At 40.6% G+C, this 16,219-nt stretch carries 15 protein-coding genes; 10 read left to right on the top strand and 5 right to left on the bottom strand.

Features of this window, described 5'->3' with window-relative positions; all coding sequences use genetic code 11:
* Positions 1 to 247 precede the first annotated feature (247 nt).
* Both GJB62_RS22220 and GJB62_RS22215 read right to left on the bottom strand, forming a co-directional pair.
* Entirely contained in the window at positions 248 to 1,156 is a 909-nt protein-coding gene (locus tag GJB62_RS22220; RefSeq protein ID WP_114083901.1) for an alpha/beta hydrolase-fold protein, read from the bottom strand.
* 118 nt (positions 1,157 to 1,274) lie between these two features.
* Positions 1,275 to 2,258, bottom strand: coding sequence for an alpha/beta hydrolase-fold protein (locus GJB62_RS22215; RefSeq protein WP_114083902.1), 984 nt, complete (start codon positions 2,256 to 2,258; stop codon positions 1,275 to 1,277).
* Between the two features lie 137 nt (positions 2,259 to 2,395).
* Here GJB62_RS22215 and GJB62_RS22210 point away from each other — a divergent pair, with 137 nt between their 5' ends.
* The 6 genes from GJB62_RS22210 to GJB62_RS22185 all read left to right on the top strand — a co-directional run bounded on the left by GJB62_RS22210 (position 2,396) and on the right by GJB62_RS22185 (position 8,179).
* Positions 2,396 to 3,349, top strand: coding sequence for a lysylphosphatidylglycerol synthase domain-containing protein (locus GJB62_RS22210; RefSeq protein WP_114083903.1), 954 nt, complete (start codon positions 2,396 to 2,398; stop codon positions 3,347 to 3,349).
* A gap of 267 nt (positions 3,350 to 3,616) precedes the next feature.
* The gene (locus GJB62_RS22205; protein ID WP_114083904.1) at positions 3,617 to 4,006 is read left to right on the top strand and encodes an agenet domain-containing protein; all 390 of its coding nucleotides are present in this window, start codon (positions 3,617 to 3,619) and stop codon (positions 4,004 to 4,006) included.
* 303 nt (positions 4,007 to 4,309) lie between these two features.
* Positions 4,310 to 4,699 carry a hypothetical protein gene (locus GJB62_RS22200; protein WP_181852899.1) on the top strand — a complete coding sequence of 130 codons (390 nt, stop codon included), beginning with the start codon at positions 4,310 to 4,312 and terminating at the stop codon, positions 4,697 to 4,699.
* A gap of 60 nt (positions 4,700 to 4,759) precedes the next feature.
* Positions 4,760 to 7,231 carry a tetratricopeptide repeat protein gene (locus GJB62_RS22195; protein WP_159402545.1) on the top strand — a complete coding sequence of 824 codons (2,472 nt, stop codon included), beginning with the start codon at positions 4,760 to 4,762 and terminating at the stop codon, positions 7,229 to 7,231.
* 538 nt (positions 7,232 to 7,769) lie between these two features.
* A complete protein-coding gene (locus tag GJB62_RS22190) occupies positions 7,770 to 7,988 on the top strand; it encodes a type II toxin-antitoxin system HicB family antitoxin (RefSeq protein ID WP_114083927.1) in 219 nt (72 codons plus the stop codon).
* A gap of 2 nt (positions 7,989 to 7,990) precedes the next feature.
* Complete coding sequence (locus tag GJB62_RS22185) at positions 7,991 to 8,179, top strand: type II toxin-antitoxin system HicA family toxin (RefSeq protein ID WP_041565576.1); 189 nt, start codon at positions 7,991 to 7,993, stop codon at positions 8,177 to 8,179.
* A 75-nt stretch (positions 8,180 to 8,254) separates the two neighbouring features.
* Here GJB62_RS22185 and GJB62_RS22180 read toward each other — a convergent pair whose 3' ends face one another.
* Both GJB62_RS22180 and GJB62_RS22175 read right to left on the bottom strand, forming a co-directional pair.
* Positions 8,255 to 8,644, bottom strand: a complete 390-nt coding sequence (locus tag GJB62_RS22180; RefSeq protein WP_114083906.1) for a type II toxin-antitoxin system VapC family toxin — start codon at positions 8,642 to 8,644, stop codon at positions 8,255 to 8,257.
* Positions 8,631 to 8,876, bottom strand: coding sequence for an AbrB/MazE/SpoVT family DNA-binding domain-containing protein (locus GJB62_RS22175; protein ID WP_114083907.1), 246 nt, complete (start codon positions 8,874 to 8,876; stop codon positions 8,631 to 8,633). Before GJB62_RS22175 ends, GJB62_RS22180 begins: the two co-directional genes overlap by 14 nt.
* A gap of 97 nt (positions 8,877 to 8,973) precedes the next feature.
* On the opposite strand from GJB62_RS22175, the gene GJB62_RS22170 reads away from it, so the two are divergent.
* Together GJB62_RS22170 and GJB62_RS22165 are read left to right on the top strand one after the other, a co-directional pair.
* Positions 8,974 to 9,543, top strand: a complete 570-nt coding sequence (locus tag GJB62_RS22170; protein WP_114083908.1) for a Uma2 family endonuclease — start codon at positions 8,974 to 8,976, stop codon at positions 9,541 to 9,543.
* A gap of 122 nt (positions 9,544 to 9,665) precedes the next feature.
* The gene (locus GJB62_RS22165; protein WP_114083909.1) at positions 9,666 to 11,522 is read left to right on the top strand and encodes an aspartate kinase; all 1,857 of its coding nucleotides are present in this window, start codon (positions 9,666 to 9,668) and stop codon (positions 11,520 to 11,522) included.
* 28 nt (positions 11,523 to 11,550) lie between these two features.
* Here GJB62_RS22165 and GJB62_RS22160 read toward each other — a convergent pair whose 3' ends face one another.
* Complete coding sequence (locus GJB62_RS22160) at positions 11,551 to 12,423, bottom strand: hypothetical protein (protein WP_114083910.1); 873 nt, start codon at positions 12,421 to 12,423, stop codon at positions 11,551 to 11,553.
* Between the two features lie 384 nt (positions 12,424 to 12,807).
* On the opposite strand from GJB62_RS22160, the gene GJB62_RS22155 reads away from it, so the two are divergent.
* Both GJB62_RS22155 and GJB62_RS22150 read left to right on the top strand, forming a co-directional pair.
* Entirely contained in the window at positions 12,808 to 14,865 is a 2,058-nt protein-coding gene (locus GJB62_RS22155; RefSeq protein ID WP_114083911.1) for a tetratricopeptide repeat protein, read from the top strand.
* Positions 14,866 to 15,214: 349 nt separating this feature from the next.
* On the top strand, positions 15,215 to 16,195 hold the full coding sequence (locus tag GJB62_RS22150; protein ID WP_114083912.1) for a CorA family divalent cation transporter: 981 nt from the start codon (positions 15,215 to 15,217) through the stop codon (positions 16,193 to 16,195).
* The last annotated feature ends 24 nt before the right edge of the window (positions 16,196 to 16,219 follow it).

The following is a 16,219-nucleotide window of genomic DNA, read 5'->3' as shown; positions in this document are numbered from 1 at the left end:
TTGGGTCTCCAAATGCCGTTCCTGGTGTCGTCGAAGCGTGAATTAAGATTGGATTATCCATAGTTTTTGCTTCTCAAAAATCCTCTACACCTACTTTACATCCGACTTGTGTATACACGGTAGCTTTTTAAGGGGGGAACTGGAGTCAAAGTCCCCCTTCTTAAGGGGGATTTAGGGGGATCTAGAACATTTTGCTACCGAGAAGAGGACTTTTCAAACATCCTCTAAAACTCCTAACTCTTAACTCCTAACTTTTAACTCCTAACTTTTTAAACTGTTCTCCTACATACGAGAGCGAATCTTTAAGGTGCTTGTGGAAATAGTTCCAGCCTATATCAGCACCAGACAAACCATGACCTCCTGGAAACGCATAAAAAACGTGAGCAATGCCTAATTTATTTAAGGTTTCGTTGAAGGCTTTGGTAGAAGCCAATAAATTAGTATCATTCAAACCTGCATCCAAGTAAATATGCAATCGCTTCCTATCTTGAGGCGGTAGCTGTTGCACGATTTGTTGAGGACTATTTTGTGAACCGCTATTATCGGTAAAGTAACCGCTATGGCTAAACAGAATGTGGAAGTTGTTAAGATAGCGTAACCCTATATTAAATGCTCCCCATCCCCCAGAAGACAGACCTCCCAGCGCCCAAAACTGGGGTTCTTCTAAAGTGCGGTAGCGAGACTTGATAACTTGCACTAACTCAGAACCAATTAAAGTCCCTATTTTGCCATTCGGCCCATCAAAGTAATCAGGATCGTAAAAAGGACTGGAACCACGATTATCATTACCGTCAGGTGTAATCACAATTGATGGTGGTAATTTTCCATTTTGATAAAGTTGATGAAGTACATCTAAGACTGCATACTTATTAGCATAAGCACGAGCATCATCATGACCACCGTGCAATAAGAATATCACCGGGTAGCGCTTTTGCTGATTTTTATCATAATCAGGAGGCAAAATCACGCCATACTTGCGGACTGCACCCATCGCTTGGGAGTTGAAGGTTGCTAATTGAAACTTTAGCCCAGTCTTTGCCACTCTTTGGGGTGGGTCTAGTTGCGGCGCACCTAAGATAAACACATAATAATAACCAGCAGTAGTTAAGAGTGCGATCGCTCCTAGCAAACTAATTAACAATTTAGAAATTTTCATATTTTTTTAGGGTTATAAAAATCACCTCCGTCCGAACTTACTATAGTGAATCTGCTTAAGAATGGCAGTAGAGTTTTCCACAGTGATATTTAAATATCAACGGATTTACAAAATAGTATTATTTATCCTGGCGATCGCTAAGGTTTTTATTATTAACACCCACATTACGAGCCATACTTGCCATTTCAGCAGATTTAAATTGTTCGCCTACAAACGTCAAAGAATCGGCTAAATGTTCCCGCCAGTATTGCCAAGTATGGCTGCCAGGAAATTGACGAAACAAATTATAAATTTTTAGGTTATTTAGTACTTTAGAGAAATTTTTAGCTTCATCGATTTCTTCAATATCTGCTTTGCCTGAATCTAAATAAATTCGCAATCTTTTTTTAGCTGGTGTGGGAATGCTTTTGATATAAACTATCGGGCTATTTGTTGGGCCGCTTTTATCTTTAAAATAACCACTATGACTAAATAAAATTGAGAAATGATTCAGATTGTGTAACCCGATATTCATTGCACCCCAAGCACCAGAAGATAAACCACCTATTGCCCAAAAATCTGGATTATTTACTGTACGATAACGGCTTTGCACGACTTTTACTAACTCATCACCCACGGCTGTGGAGACTTTACCGTTAGGGCCATCAATATATTCGGGATCTCGGTAGGGACTAGAGCCACGTTTATCGTTGCCATCTGGTGTGATAATAATGCTAGGTGGCAGCTTACCTGTAGTATAAAGTTGTTCCACTGTATTGAGAGCTTGTCCCTTATTCTGGATAAACCAATCACTGGGATTACCATGTCCGCCGTGGAGGAGAAAGATTACAGGATATCTTTGTTTTGGGTTTTGTTCATAGCCAGGGGGTAAAGAAACGCCATAAGTGCGATTTGCACCCATTAATTGACTATCGTAGGTTGCAATTTTGTAGGTTAAGTGAGTAGCTGAATCGCCAGTATTAGACTTTGTTGGAACAACGGAAGGAGTTGTTTTTAAATCTTTCTGTAGAGGTGGTTTTGCTACGACATTTTGGGATAAATTACAGCTAACTAGGGTTAATACTGAAACTAGCAAGATAATTTTTGGTTGTTTGTAGTTCATCTTTGCAGGGCATTGGACAGTCTGTGCTGGCAACCATTAAGTTTACGGAAGTAAGTTGTCAATGTTGTGTCAAGAGGATGTAAACTTTGCGACTTGTTGTAAGTTAAAAGTCAAGACTTAGGATAAGTTTCTTCACGATGCTTAAAAAACTGCAACTTAATTTCAGCACACTGTTTGGCTTATCATTGCTGGTGCTTTCCCTGTGGGCGATCGCTAACGAACTGCATGAGTATAATTATCGTGACATCCTCAACTCTCTAGCTGCTATCCCCAAAAGCCGCTTAAGCTGGGCAATTTGGCTGACAGTTTTGGGCTATCTAGTGATGGTTGGGTACGATATTTTGGGTTTTATTTACATTAATCGTTCCCTAAACTGGAACAAGATTGCTTTAACCAGCTTTATTAGCTCTGCGTTTAGTAATACTATAGGTTTTGCTTTGCTGACTGGCAGTGCTATCCGTTATCGATTTTATGCTACTTGGGGAGTGTCAGCAGTTGCGATCGCGCAAGTAATTGCTTTTGCCAATTTTACTTTTTGGTTGGGGATGTTTGCGGTTGCAGGTTGCTTATTCCTCATCAACCCCCTCAAAATTCCCACTCAACTACATTTACCTTTTGCTACTGTGCGTCCCATCGGCGTGATTTTTCTGCTATTGGTCGCTAGTTATTTGCTAGGAAGTATTTTTATTAAACAACCGTTAATAATTCGTGGACAAGAATTTCGATTTCCTTCTTTTAAGATATCCCTTATTCAGATAGCAATTTCTGGTCTTGATTGGATTTTGGCAGCAGCAATTCTTTATGCAGTGCTTCCCACTAATATATCTTTGTCTTATCTGGATTTTTTGGGTATCTATTTGCTAGCGATGTTTGCAGGTGTTGTTAGTAATGTGCCCGGTGGTTTAGGTGTATTTGAAACTATAATTTTGCTGATTCTCTCATCCCAAGTTTCGGCTGCGGAAATTTTGGGGTCAATGTTAGCTTATCGGGGAGTCTATTATTTCTTACCTTTGCTAGTAGCATCGGCTTTGCTAGGGATTTATGAAATTAGATTTAGAACCCGTAATTTAAAAAATATCAATAAACTGTAAAATTCCGTTTCAGTATGAATACTAATAATTAATTAGATCCCCGACTTCTTGAAGAAGTCGGGGATCTGAACCTTTCAACTAAGTAAATTTTATAAATGCTGTTGATTTTAAATGCGATATCTTCATAACTAACGGCAAAAATTCATAATTTTTGCTGAGGCGATAGCTAATTTGATTCCCTAACAATAGTAAGAGTTAATGGAAATTTTTAATTAGATTTTCATCAATCACAATCAAAATTCCGTTTTACTGCTTGAGGATAGAATCATGAAAAATAAAGTATTGTTTGGTGCCATATTCATGACAACTTGGATAGGCACATTGATTCCCAGTGCTTTTGCTGCTTCACCCTGTTCTGTAGGACAAAAGGCTGAGGTTCTTTGGAAGGAAACATGGTATCCAGCAACGGTACTTAAGGTTAATAATGATAATTGCTATATTACTTATGAAGGTTATGATAGTTCCTGGAATGAATGGGTTGGCGCTGAACGCTTCCGGGCATCATTTGAAGTTGGAGATTCAGTGAGAATTTGGTGGCAACGGAAATGGTATAAAGGGCAGGTTTTAGAAGTTAGTAACGATCTTTATAAAATTACTTATGATGGCTACGATAGCTCTTGGGATGAGTGGGTTGAACCTTCCAGAGTAAGCAGATAGAGTATATTTTACTATTTATAAGTTTAAAGGGACGATTTCACTTGTTGGAGTCGTCCCTTTAATTTAAAAGGGCGGTTAGAAACCACAGCTACACAGACTTGTGTTGAGCGGAGTCGAAATACAAAACCCACCTCCGTGGGTTTCAAATCCTCAATTTTCCTTAGTCCGCGGAGGCGGACTTTGTTTGTGTAGCCGCGAATTCCATTCGCCTTGGCTCTAAGTTGACTATTTGCTCTGCATTACGTGTTTAGAGGCTGTTAGACTGAGAACCATAAGTAAAATTTCGTATATTTTGGCAAACTTATGGAGCCAGTATCGCTGACAGCATCTGCGATCGCAACCTTGGTCATCACCAAAGCCTTTGAAAAAACTGGTGAAGTCCTGGGTGAAAAGGTTTTAGAACAAGGCGGTAAATTATTCTTACTGCTGAAACGTAAAGCACCTAATACGGCGAATGCTATAGAACTGGCTCAAACACAACCGCTAGATTATGGTCAAGCTTCTTTGGTTGAGCAGGTAGAAGAAGCGGCAAAAAAAGACCCTGAAATTGCTCAAGCTGTTGAGGCGGTGGCGGATACTGTTAAATCTCAACCTTCTATTATCCAGAATTTTACGAATACAGTTGATAAAAATTATGGCGGGAATGTCGGGAATGTTGCTAATGACAACCGCAATCAAACCTTTAATTTCTGACTACAGCCGCCCGAAGGGGAACGGGTAAAGTTAAATCCCCCGACTGAAATACCGCAAAATTTGCCCCTGAGTGGGGTAGAGAAATTTGTTGGACGTGAGGAAGAATTGCAAAAACTTCACCAACTTTTGCAGGATAATAAACAAGTTGCGATCGCAGCAATAGCTGGGATGGGTGGAGTTGGTAAAACAGAACTCGCCTTACAATATGCGATCCAGCACCGCGAAACATATAACGGTGGTCTTTGCTGGTTGCTACCAAAAACTGGGGATGTGGGCATTCAAGTTGTGCAGTTTGTCAGAACGCAGCTTGACTTAAAGCCGCCAGAAGATTTTGACATACTCGCCCAAGTGCAATATTGTTGGCGGCGTTGGCGTGAAGGTGATGTACTGCTAGTGTTGGATGATGTCAGCGATTACGAGCAAGTCAAGCCTTACTTACAGTCGCTACCTTCTCGGTTTAAAGTGCTGATGACTACGCGGCAAAAGTTAGGACGCATTGCACAGTTATCTTTGGATGTGCTGCAACCAGAGGCGGCGCTGGAGTTATTAAAGTCTTTACTCAAAGAAACACCAGAGCGAATTGAAAAAGAATTAGCTTTAGCAAATCAGTTGTGTGAGTGGCTGGGATATTTACCTTTAGGTGTGGAATTAGTCGGGCGCTATCTGGCGCGGAAACAGGATTTATCTTTAGCAGAAATGTTGCGGCGGTTGGAGAACAAGCGACTAGATGAGCGTTCCCTCTCTAAATCTAAGTCGGAAGCTGATATGACAGCACAACGAGGTGTGTTAGCAGCCTTTGAGTTGAGCTGGCAAGAATTAGAAGACAGTGATAAACAATTGGGCTGTTTATTGAGTTTATTTGCAGCTGCACCTATACCTTGGAAGTTGGTGGAACAGTGTTTACCAGAAGAAGATGCCAAAGATTTAGAAGATATTCGCGATGATAAGTTGTTGAATTTGCATTTACTCCAGCGCAAAGGTGAGGGAATCTATCAACTACATCCACTGCTACGGGAGTTTTTTCAATATAAGCTTACAGGTTTAGAACAGGCAGAGGAATTAAAGCGATCGCTTTGTCGGGTAATGGTAGCAGTTGCCCAAGATATTCCTCAATCGTCCATCCTTAAGCAAATCACCGCCGTTTCTTCCGCCATTCCTCATATAGCTGAAGTAGCGAAGAATCTCATTCAATACGTCAGCGATGATGATTTACCCTGGTCTTTTATCGGCAACGCTAGATTTTATGATGCTCAAGGTTTATATAACCAAGCTTTACCTTGGTATGAGCAGTGTTTAGAAGTCACTAAAAAGCGCTTGGGTGAAGAACATCCAGATGTCGCACTTAGTCTCAACAACCTAGCGGCACTCTACGACTCCCAAGGCAGATACAGCGAAGCCGAACCCCTTTACATCCAAGCTTTGGCACTCACGCGCAAGCTGCTGGGTGAAGAACGTCCATCTGTCGCACTTAGTCTCAACAACCTAGCGGCACTCTACGACTCCCAAGGCAGATACAGCGAAGCCGAACCCCTTTTCATCCAAGCTTTGGCACTCAGGCGCAAGCTGCTGGGTGAAGAACATCCAGATGTCGCACTTAGTCTCAACAACCTAGCGGCACTCTACCGTTCCCAAGGCAGATACAGCGAAGCTGAACCCCTTTACATCCAAGCTTTGGCACTCAGGCGCAAGCTGCTGGGTGAAGAACATCCAGATGTCGCAGCTAGTCTCAACAACCTAGCGGCACTCTACTACTTCCAAGGCAGATACAGCGAAGCTGAACCCCTTTATATCCAAGCTTTGGCACTCTACCGCAAGCTGCTGGGTGAAGAACATCCAGATGTCGCAGCTAGTCTCAACAACCTAGCGTTTCTCTACTACTCCCAAGGCAGATACAGCGAAGCTGAACCCCTTTACATCCAAGCTTTGGCACTCAGGCGCAAGCTGCTGGGTGAAGAACATCCAGATGTCGCAGCTAGTCTCAACAACCTAGCGGCACTCTACGACTCCCAAGGCAGATACAGCGAAGCCGAACCCCTTTACATCCAAGCTTTGGTACTCACGCGCAAGCTGCTGGGTGAAGAACATCCAGATGTCGCACTTAGTCTCAACAACCTAGCGGCACTCTACGACTCCCAAGGCAGATACAGCGAAGCCGAACCCCTTTACATCCAAGCTTTGGCACTCACGCGCAAGCTGCTGGGTGAAGAACATCCATCTGTCGCACTTAGTCTCAACAACCTAGCGGCACTCTACGACTCCCAAGGCAGATACAGCGAAGCCGAACCCCTTTTCATCCAAGCTTTGGCACTCAGGCGGAAGTTGCTGGGTGAAGAACATCCATCTGTCGCACTTAGTCTCAACAACCTAGCGTTTGTCTACGACTCCCAAGACAGATACAGCGAAGCCGAACCCCTTTACATCCAAGCATTAGATATTTTTGAGCAACGGTTAGGTGCAAATCATCCTAATACTGTTACTGTACGTGAAAATTTAGCATATTTGCGCGATCGCCTTCCCCCAAATCCAGAATAAGCTAGTTTTGTGCAAAGCGTACCGTGAGAAAACTGAAAAGTGCGTTAGCGAAGCTCACCGAAGGTATCGCCTAGACTAAAATTCATATTGAACTAAGTAAAAATGCCATTCAACTTACTCAAAATGAGCTTTTACTTTCTCAAAAGCAGCTTTTACTTTCTCAAACCCCAGTTTGCTTACTCATTTTAGTGTTTTCCGCAAGCAAAATAAGCTTTTACTTATTCAAACCCCAGTTTGCTTACTCATTTTGGTGTTTTCCGCAAGCAAAATAAGCTTTTACTTACTCAAACCCCAGTTTGCTTACTCATTTTGGTGTTTTCCGCAAGCAAAAGCAGCTTTTACTTATTCAAACTCCAGTTTGCTTATTCATTTGAGTAATTCACACATTCATTTCGGTATATCATTGAGCCGAAAGCTGGCGATGTCTACGACGGGCTATGCCTACGCACTTATGCAGTTGTGAATGATAGAGAGATGCAGCCCCCGCAATAAAAAATCAGCTACGATCAATCATATAATTATCCTGACGAACACAGAAATGTTAATTACATACACTGCAAAATATACAAAAACTGATAGCGGATATATGGGACAACTCATTGAATGGCAAGAAGTCATTACAGAAGGAGAAACCTTAGAAGAATGCAGGGCTATGTTACAAGATGCAACCAAACAAATGATTCTTGCCTATCGCCAACAAAATAAAGAAATTCCCACAGGTGGTTTTTTGCTCGAACAAATTCCTATAGAGGTTTGAGTGTGTCAGTCAAACGAAAAGAGCTAATTAAATACTTAGAGCAAAATGGCTTTTATTTATTAAGGGAAGGAGGAAATCATTCAATTTATACTAATGAGATAAAAACTCTTCCTGTAAAACGGCATCGTACCATTGATCGTATTACTGCTAATGAAATATGCAAACAAGCAGGTTTATTACCTAATTTTTAACTACAAAGTGTAAATCAATAAGCGATTGCTCTTTTAAATCTCATCAAACACAGCAATGTTAATTAAAATTTAGGATTACTCAAATAAATCAAATCCCCTTTCGCTTCTCAACTTTCTGTCAAATGTCACAGTTGAACTACAACCATAATCTTGAGCAATCGCCCCAATTAAATAATCAGAAGAATCTGCACTTCCCTGCTTAAATCTTTGTAATGCTTGATAAACTAAAGAGCGATTTTCTAGCTCAAATACCGAACATTGCACCATTAATTCTATAGTGTTACTAATTTCTTCCCTACTAAATTGATAAGTATTACTCCGTAAAACCCAAACCAATTCACAAATAACTATATTAGCAACAAAACATTGCTCTCCCCCTTCGATAATTTCAGCAGCTTGCTCCCACTGCTTTTCATCATCTTTTGTCAAGTAGCGCACTAAAATATTTGTATCAAGTCCAATCACTTGAGCCTTCTTTAATTGCAGTTTCCATTTCTTCTAAAGTTGCGCTTTTCATGCCCGGACGGTGTAAAATCCCTGATAAACTTTTGATAGAGATATTCAGGGGAATTAATTTAACTATTCCATTTTCATCAATGACAAAATCAACCTTACTACCTGTATCAAGGTTAAGATAATCCCTAATTTCTTTAGGAATAGTTACTTGCCCTTTAGTGGTGATGGTAGCACTAGCCATTATCCACGTTCCTTACATAAGTTCCTTACTTGATTATAAAGTCTACTGCACCTAACGCATCGCCACAAGTAAATCGGCACAATAAAACCTTTAAAATATGATAGCCTCGCCCCAACAAAACTACCTCACTGTTGAAGAATACCTCCAAATGGAGGAACAGAGCAATATCAAGCATGAATATATAGACGGCTACATCTATGCAATGGCTGGAGCGCTTGATCCACACGTCACCATTGCTCTTAACCTGGCATCTCTCCTCCGTAATCATGTGCGCGGCTCTGGTTGTCGTGTTTACATCGCTGACATGAAAGCCCGAATCGAATCTCTGAATCGCTTTTATTATCCCGATGTGATGGTTACTTGCGATCAACGAGATCAAGAAACGCCAGGTTATAAAAGATTTCCCTGTTTAATTGTCGAAGTTTTATCTAATTCTACCGAAGCATTTGACCGAGGTGATAAATTCGCCGATTATCAAACACTGGAAAGTCTGCAAGAGTATGTTTTAATTAATACAAAACGTCAGCGAGTTGAGTGTTTTCGACGCAATGAGCAAGGGTTGTGGGTTTTACAATCCTATACAGCAGAACATCAATCATTTAGACTCAACAGCGTGGATTTTGAGGAAACAATGGCAGCACTTTACGAAGATGTGGTTTTTGAATAATCAACTCATGATTGGGTATGCTACACAATTTTTAGTAAACTAAATATCTATTAATATCTTCAAGGCTTCCTAACCCGGCGGAGGCATTGAGCAAAACAGACACAATTGATTACATAAAAGTTATGGCGCTCATAGTTCAGAAATACGGTGGTACATCTGTCGGTTCAGTGGAACGCATTCAAGCTGTCGCACAGCGTGTTTATAAAACTGTCCAAGCTGGAAACTCTCTGGTAGTAGTGGTTTCGGCAATGGGCAAAACCACCGATGGACTCGTCAAACTAGCTAATGAAATTTCTTCCAATCCTAACCGCCGGGAAATGGATATGCTGCTTTCCACAGGCGAACAAGTAACCATCGCCTTACTCAGCATGGCTTTGCAGGAACTCGGACAACCAGCAATTTCCATGACTGGCGCTCAGGTAGGAATTGTTACCGAAGCTGAACACAGCCGCGCTCGAATTTTGCATATTGACACTACTCGCCTCTGTCGCCACATAAATGCAGGTAAAGTAGTTGTTGTAGCAGGGTTCCAAGGCACATCCAACGCTGGGGAGATGGAAATTACAACTTTGGGGCGCGGTGGTTCTGACACTTCGGCGGTAGCGATCGCAGCCGCATTACGAGCTAACTTTTGTGAGATTTATACAGATGTTCCAGGGATTCTAACTACAGACCCCCGCTTAGTTGCCGAAGCCCAATTGATGGATGACATCACCTGCGATGAAATGTTGGAACTAGCTAGCTTGGGTGCAAAAGTGCTGCATCCCCGTGCTGTAGAAATTGCTCGTAACTATGGTGTTCCCCTTGTCGTTAGGTCTAGCTGGACGGATCAACCAGGTACTTGGGTGACATCAGCCAAACCCCAAGGGCGATCGCTAATCAATCTAGAAATTGCCCGTCCGGTGGATGCTGTAGAATTTGACACTGACCAAGCAAAAGTAGCATTGTTGCGCGTACCTGATAAACCCGGTGTAGCAGCCAGGTTATTTGGCGAAATTTCCCGACAAAAAGTAGATGTAGATTTGATTATTCAGTCTATTCATGAAGGTAACAGTAATGACATTGCCTTTACTGTCACCACCCCAATCTTAAAACGGGCAGAAGCAGTAGCAGCAGCGATCGCCCCAGCCCTGAGAAATCCATCTAACCCCAAATCTGATGAAGCCGAGGTAATGCTAGAACATAACATTGCCAAAGTCAGTATCGCAGGCGCAGGAATGATTGGCCGTCCCGGTGTGGCTGCAAAAATGTTCGCTACCTTAGCTGAAGCTGGCGTGAATATTCAAATGATTTCCACCAGCGAAGTGAAAGTAAGTTGCGTAGTCAACGCCGCCGAATGCGATCGCGCCGTCACCGCACTCCGCACCGCCTTTGAAATAGAGGCAGGGGAGCAGGGGAGCAGGGGAGCAGGGGAGAGTGCATGTATAGATTCCCCTGTGCCCCTGTGCCCCTCCGCCCCCCTGCCCAATTGTCCTCCCGTTCGCGGTGTTGCTTTAGATTTGAATCAAGCGCGTCTCGCTATTCGCCAATTACCAGATCGTCCGGGGATGGCGGCGAAGTTATTTGGATTATTAGCGCAACACAATATCAGCGTTGACATGATTATTCAATCTCAGCGCTGTCGGGTGATTGATGGTGTTCCCAGGAGAGATATTGCTTTTACAGTCTCGCGGATAGACGGGGAAAGTGCCAAAAAAATGCTTACCCAAGTAGCGGCAGAGTTAGGATGGGGCGAAGTTGTTTTAGATAGTGCGATCGCTAAAGTGAGTATTGTTGGTGCAGGTATGGTAGGACAACCAGGTGTTGCTGCCAAAATGTTTGAGGCGCTAGCCCAACACCAAATTAATATTCAAATGATTGCGACCTCAGAAATAAAAATTAGTTGTGTCGTAGCACAAGAGCAAGGTGTTAAAGCTTTGCAAGCCATTCATGCCGCTTTTGGACTAGCTGGTAGTGAGAAAGTTGTCGTGCCAGCATAGAACTAAAGTTTGAATTTTAAATTGCTGATTATCTATCTTTGAAATGCCATTTTTCCATCATGGCTACCATTTCTGAAAGCCGACGTTCACCACACCAAACTAAATCAAGTTTTTTAAGTTGTTCAAGACTTATACCACCCTCTTCTTCAGCAATGCGGTGATATTCTTTATCTCCCATTGCTGCTAATAAATGCCCAAAAATAATCATTTCATCGAACTGGGGATTTGTCTCTGGATCGTTCAAAATTGCCATTGCTCGTTCTTGCGACAATCCTTGGAGAGCATTGACAATAAATCGTGTGGGAAAGTCCGCATCTTTAAGTTGAGGATGACGCGATACTAATCCAGCCAACAGCACTCCTAGATAAGCAGCTGCTTGAGAATTACTCAGTAACTCCATTTGTTGAATGGCAATCTCAGTCAAATTGGTAAAAAATGCACAACCTAACTGCTGTTCGATGGTGGTAACTGGATCTAAAACTAGCGAGGATTCTAACTGTGCCTCAAATGCTGCCTGATGCTCCTGGGGCAGTTCGCTAAGTAAGACTTGCTTGGCGCGATCGCCTATAATAATATTGCGATCGCGCCCAGAGCTAAAGTCTTTGCCCGGTTCCAAACCTTTACTCACTAGAATTTTAAAGACGTTACTTTGAGCTTTTCCCTCCATCTGTTCATATTGGGCTTGTCCAAGAAAAATTTGACAAAACCAACTGTGGCTGTCAGCATCGCATTCAACCATTACCTCATTAACAATCAAATCAGTTAACTTTTCCGCTCTCAAAATGCTTTGTAAATCTACAACTAAGCTATTAATCGCAGCAATGTCGCGGTCATTGAGCGCCTTGAGAAATTGACGCTTCGCAGTAGCTACCAAGGCTTTTTTTCGCCCAAATACGTTCATTTTGGATTTCTTATATGTTATATGGGGTTATACATAATTAAAACTGCTATTTTTTTACCCTATTTGAGGATTATCTGTCATGAGTGGCATTGCTGAATAGTCCCAATCAAAATATCCCTCCCCTATGGATTAACTTTTTTTCCCAAGCCTCGTTGAACTCACAAATTTTACTTAAGTCTGTTAATATATAACCGTACTAAATCAATAACATTCTTTTAATAAAAAAAAATATTACTAGCAATATGCAGCATTAGCTAGTAATTAATACTTTTACCTGCCACAATGGCATTGATTTGTTTTAACTAAATATTTTTTCAAAAAAATAGTTACCAGTAATAACACGTAAGCTATAATCAAACAATTTATAAGACTATATTGATATTGATGCCTATTCATTTACTAGATGGCCGTTACCTAATACTGAAAGTTCTGAATGATGGGGAAAAGGCAAAAACCTATCTAGTTGAAGATGCGATTCTTCCTGAGAGCCAATTTGTCGTCAAGCAGTTACGTAGTCCTAGCGGCAATTCTCAAGCTTTAACTATCCTGCCTCGCTTGTTTGCCAGTAAAGCAGAAACTTTAGAAAAACTAGGGCAGGAATACGACCAAATTCAGAAGCTAATTGCTTATTTTGAAGAAAACGAAGAATTCTATATAGTTCAAGAATTCATCCCTGGTAATCCTTTTACTGAGGAAATTATCCAGGGACAAACTCTGAGGGAAGACCAAATAATTTATCTTTTATCAGAGATATTAGAGATTTTGGTGATTGTACATAGCTTAGGTGTTATTCACCGGAATATTAAACCAGCAAATATTATTCGCAGAGAGTCAGATAAAAAATTAGTGTTGGTTGATTTTAGTAATTTTAATGAAGCCATAACTAATAACGCTGAAAATATCCAATATATGCCTATAGAACAAGTTAACGGCAACGTTAAATATAACAGTGATATATATGCTTTAGGTATGGTTGCGATCGCAGCAATTTTAGGTTTACCTGCAAACGAAATATCTAATTTGCAAAATCAAAAAAATCGCCTGACTGGTGAAATACTTTGGTATAACAAAAATATAAAAATCAGCAAAAAGCTAGTAAAAATTATCAATAAAATGGTGCGTTTGGACTATCGGAAGCGCTACCAGTATGCAACCGAAGTTTTAGATGACCTGAAAAAGTTAACAGATGTTGAAGTTCCGCAAAAACAGTCGGCTAAAAAATTATTAATAGTTTTGGCTGGGATAGCTGGCTTAATCATACTTGGTGTAGGAGTGCGGTTTTTAAATTCGCCAAAACCTATCAGTAATGCTCAAAAAGAATTATATCAAGAAGGGCTAGATAAATATGATGCAGGAAATTATGAAGGAGCAGTTAAAGATTTCAATCACGTGATTGAATTAGATCCGAAAAATTCTTTAGCTTATAATAAGCGAGGCGATGCTTATTATCGATTAGGAGACTATGAGCAAGCGCAAGCAGATTCTAGTCAGGCCATTTTACTCAATCCTCAAGATGGTAATGCCTATTTTGACCGAGGATTTGCTTTTTCGGAATTAGGCAAATACAAAGAAGCGATCGCAGACTATACCCAAGCGATTAAGTTAAACTCTGATGATGCTTATGCTTACTATGGGCGAGGCTTAACCCGTGTTCAATTGAAAGATAATAAAGGGGCAATTGGAGATTTTAGTAAAGCGATCGCCCTCAAGCCTCAGTATACTGAAGCCTATTTACAACGAGGGATTATCCGCCGTCGCCTCAGACTCAAGCAAGGGGCAATCGAAGATTTTGATACAGTAATTAAGATTAATCCTAGTGATGCCAAAGCTTATTATCAAAGGGCTTTAACTCAATCTATTAATAAACAAAAATATGCAGCCCTTAAAGATTACACTGATGCCATTAACATTAATCCAAAATATATAGAAGCATATCTTAATCGAGGTGATGTTTTCAGCGATCTGGGAAATAAAGTCGAAGCTACTGAAGATTACAATACTATTTTACAGATTGACCCTAAATTTATTGCCGCTTATATTCACAGAGGTATTCACCGCTTTTCTTTCGGAGATTATAAAGGCGCTATTGAAGATTACAGCGAAGCTCTGAAACTAGATCCTAATAATATAGCAGCTTACAACAATCGTGGTAACGCTTATCTTGAACTGGGAAATAAAAAAGCTGCCAATCAAGATTATTCACAAGCGATCGCAATTAATGCTAACAATGCCTTAGCCTACTATAATCGGGGTGTGATTCGCACCAAGCAGAAAAATAAACAGGGAGCGATCGCAGATTTTAAAAAAGCTGCAAAACTGTTCCAGCAGCAAGGCGAAAAAGATAGTTATCAAGATGCACAGAGAGAAATTGCAATTCTGCAAAATAATTCCGCACCAGCGAAAGCTTCTCGTCCTAAATCGGGAAAAATGGAAAAAAACTGAGCTATGACTCAATACAGTTAGATCATTTGATGATGATACTTTTTATACTATCAGCCCAATATGTCTTAATCCGCTTAGGTTAAGACTTTATCCTCCTTAATGGGGCTTAATTCGCTGCTTTTTAAGCCCTACTTTTTAATGGGTTGGGGGGATATTCCGAGGTAAAATATCACTAACACCAGAGAGCGTCCCAATTTGGCAAAATATAAGCCACTGATGCAAAAACCCTTTTAAATCCTCTTCCCTTTGTGTCCTTTGCGGTTCGTTTTTAATCCTCCAGAGTAAGTCAACTAAATTATCGCTCAACATGAGTCACCGCATTTTTTCACGGTTCAATTAGGATGGCTATATGCTAATTCTCCTCACTTTTTATCCAGATAACCTGGAAATATTCACTCATAGGGATGTCGATACGGTGCTGAAAAGAATTGATGCTTCTCAGAATATTTGGTTACGCTGTGTTCAGTTCCGCGATCGCACTGGAACGGCTAAAATTATCAAGCACTTTGGACTCAATCCATCTCGTGTTAACATGATTTTCAACCATTCCCCTCTAGGAATTGATGAAGACGTAGAAGATTGTTTATTTGATAGCTATGAAATTCTAACTGCTCAAATAAAAAATAATGAGTTTGAGGTTGTGCGTGGCAACATTGTCGTTGGAAATAATTTTATTATATCTTTTGAAATCACTGAACTAAAAATCTTAAGTGTTCTAGCTAATAATCTCCAAAAACGAACTCTGGATATTCAAAAGCTAGGAATTGACTATCTTTTCTATTTAATCTTTAAAGATATTTTGAATAATTACGAAGCTGTATTTACTTATATTTCTAGAAAACTTGATGATTTAGAAGATGAAGTTTTAGATAATTCTGGTGATGAATCAACGTATCAAAAAATTGCCACGATGAGGCAATCTACTCGTTCAGGACGGCGTAATTTTCAAAGCATCAAATTACTTATGGCTATTATGGATAATGAAGATTTCCAGTGGATCGGCCAGCCAGTGAAAGAACTATTCAATCAAGAATTGGTTCATCACGTTGATAAACTCTGGCAAGAATATCAAGCTATAAGAGCCTGGATGTCAGAATTAATGGAAATTCAACGTGATAATATTGCTAGTAAAACAGGTGAACGAATTAATCGCCTAACTATCCTCTCGACCGTATTCTTACCAATTACGTTCATGTCTGGTTTCTATGGTATGAACTTCAAATATATGCCGGAATTAGAGCAACCTTGGGCTTATCCTGCTGTAATCGGCGTAATGATCTTAATTGTGATTTGTAGTATTGCTTATGCTAAAAAACAACGTTGGTTATAGCATCTATCAAGTTATAGACTATTA

The organism is Nostoc sp. ATCC 53789 (assembly GCF_009873495.1).
Lineage (GTDB): Bacteria > Cyanobacteriota > Cyanobacteriia > Cyanobacteriales > Nostocaceae > Nostoc > Nostoc muscorum_A.
The sequence above is the reverse complement of the archived record's forward strand: the minus strand, read 5'-3'. Positions and strand labels throughout refer to the sequence as shown.

Excerpts from the sequence above, each read along its gene's own strand:
- GJB62_RS22220 (WP_114083901.1), bottom strand. The coding sequence starts at position 1,156 with ATGAAAATTTCTAAATTGTTAATTAGTTTGCTAGGAGCGATCGCACTC.
- GJB62_RS22215 (WP_114083902.1), bottom strand. The coding sequence starts at position 2,258 with ATGAACTACAAACAACCAAAAATTATCTTGCTAGTTTCAGTATTAACC.
- GJB62_RS22210 (WP_114083903.1), top strand. The coding sequence starts at position 2,396 with ATGCTTAAAAAACTGCAACTTAATTTCAGCACACTGTTTGGCTTATCA.
- GJB62_RS22205 (WP_114083904.1), top strand. The coding sequence starts at position 3,617 with ATGAAAAATAAAGTATTGTTTGGTGCCATATTCATGACAACTTGGATA.
- GJB62_RS22200 (WP_181852899.1), top strand. The coding sequence starts at position 4,310 with ATGGAGCCAGTATCGCTGACAGCATCTGCGATCGCAACCTTGGTCATC.
- GJB62_RS22190 (WP_114083927.1), top strand. The coding sequence starts at position 7,770 with ATGTTAATTACATACACTGCAAAATATACAAAAACTGATAGCGGATAT.
- GJB62_RS22175 (WP_114083907.1), bottom strand. The coding sequence starts at position 8,876 with ATGGCTAGTGCTACCATCACCACTAAAGGGCAAGTAACTATTCCTAAA.
- GJB62_RS22170 (WP_114083908.1), top strand. The coding sequence starts at position 8,974 with ATGATAGCCTCGCCCCAACAAAACTACCTCACTGTTGAAGAATACCTC.
- GJB62_RS22165 (WP_114083909.1), top strand. The coding sequence starts at position 9,666 with ATGGCGCTCATAGTTCAGAAATACGGTGGTACATCTGTCGGTTCAGTG.
- GJB62_RS22160 (WP_114083910.1), bottom strand. The coding sequence starts at position 12,423 with ATGAACGTATTTGGGCGAAAAAAAGCCTTGGTAGCTACTGCGAAGCGT.
- GJB62_RS22155 (WP_114083911.1), top strand. The coding sequence starts at position 12,808 with ATGCCTATTCATTTACTAGATGGCCGTTACCTAATACTGAAAGTTCTG.
- GJB62_RS22150 (WP_114083912.1), top strand. The coding sequence starts at position 15,215 with ATGCTAATTCTCCTCACTTTTTATCCAGATAACCTGGAAATATTCACT.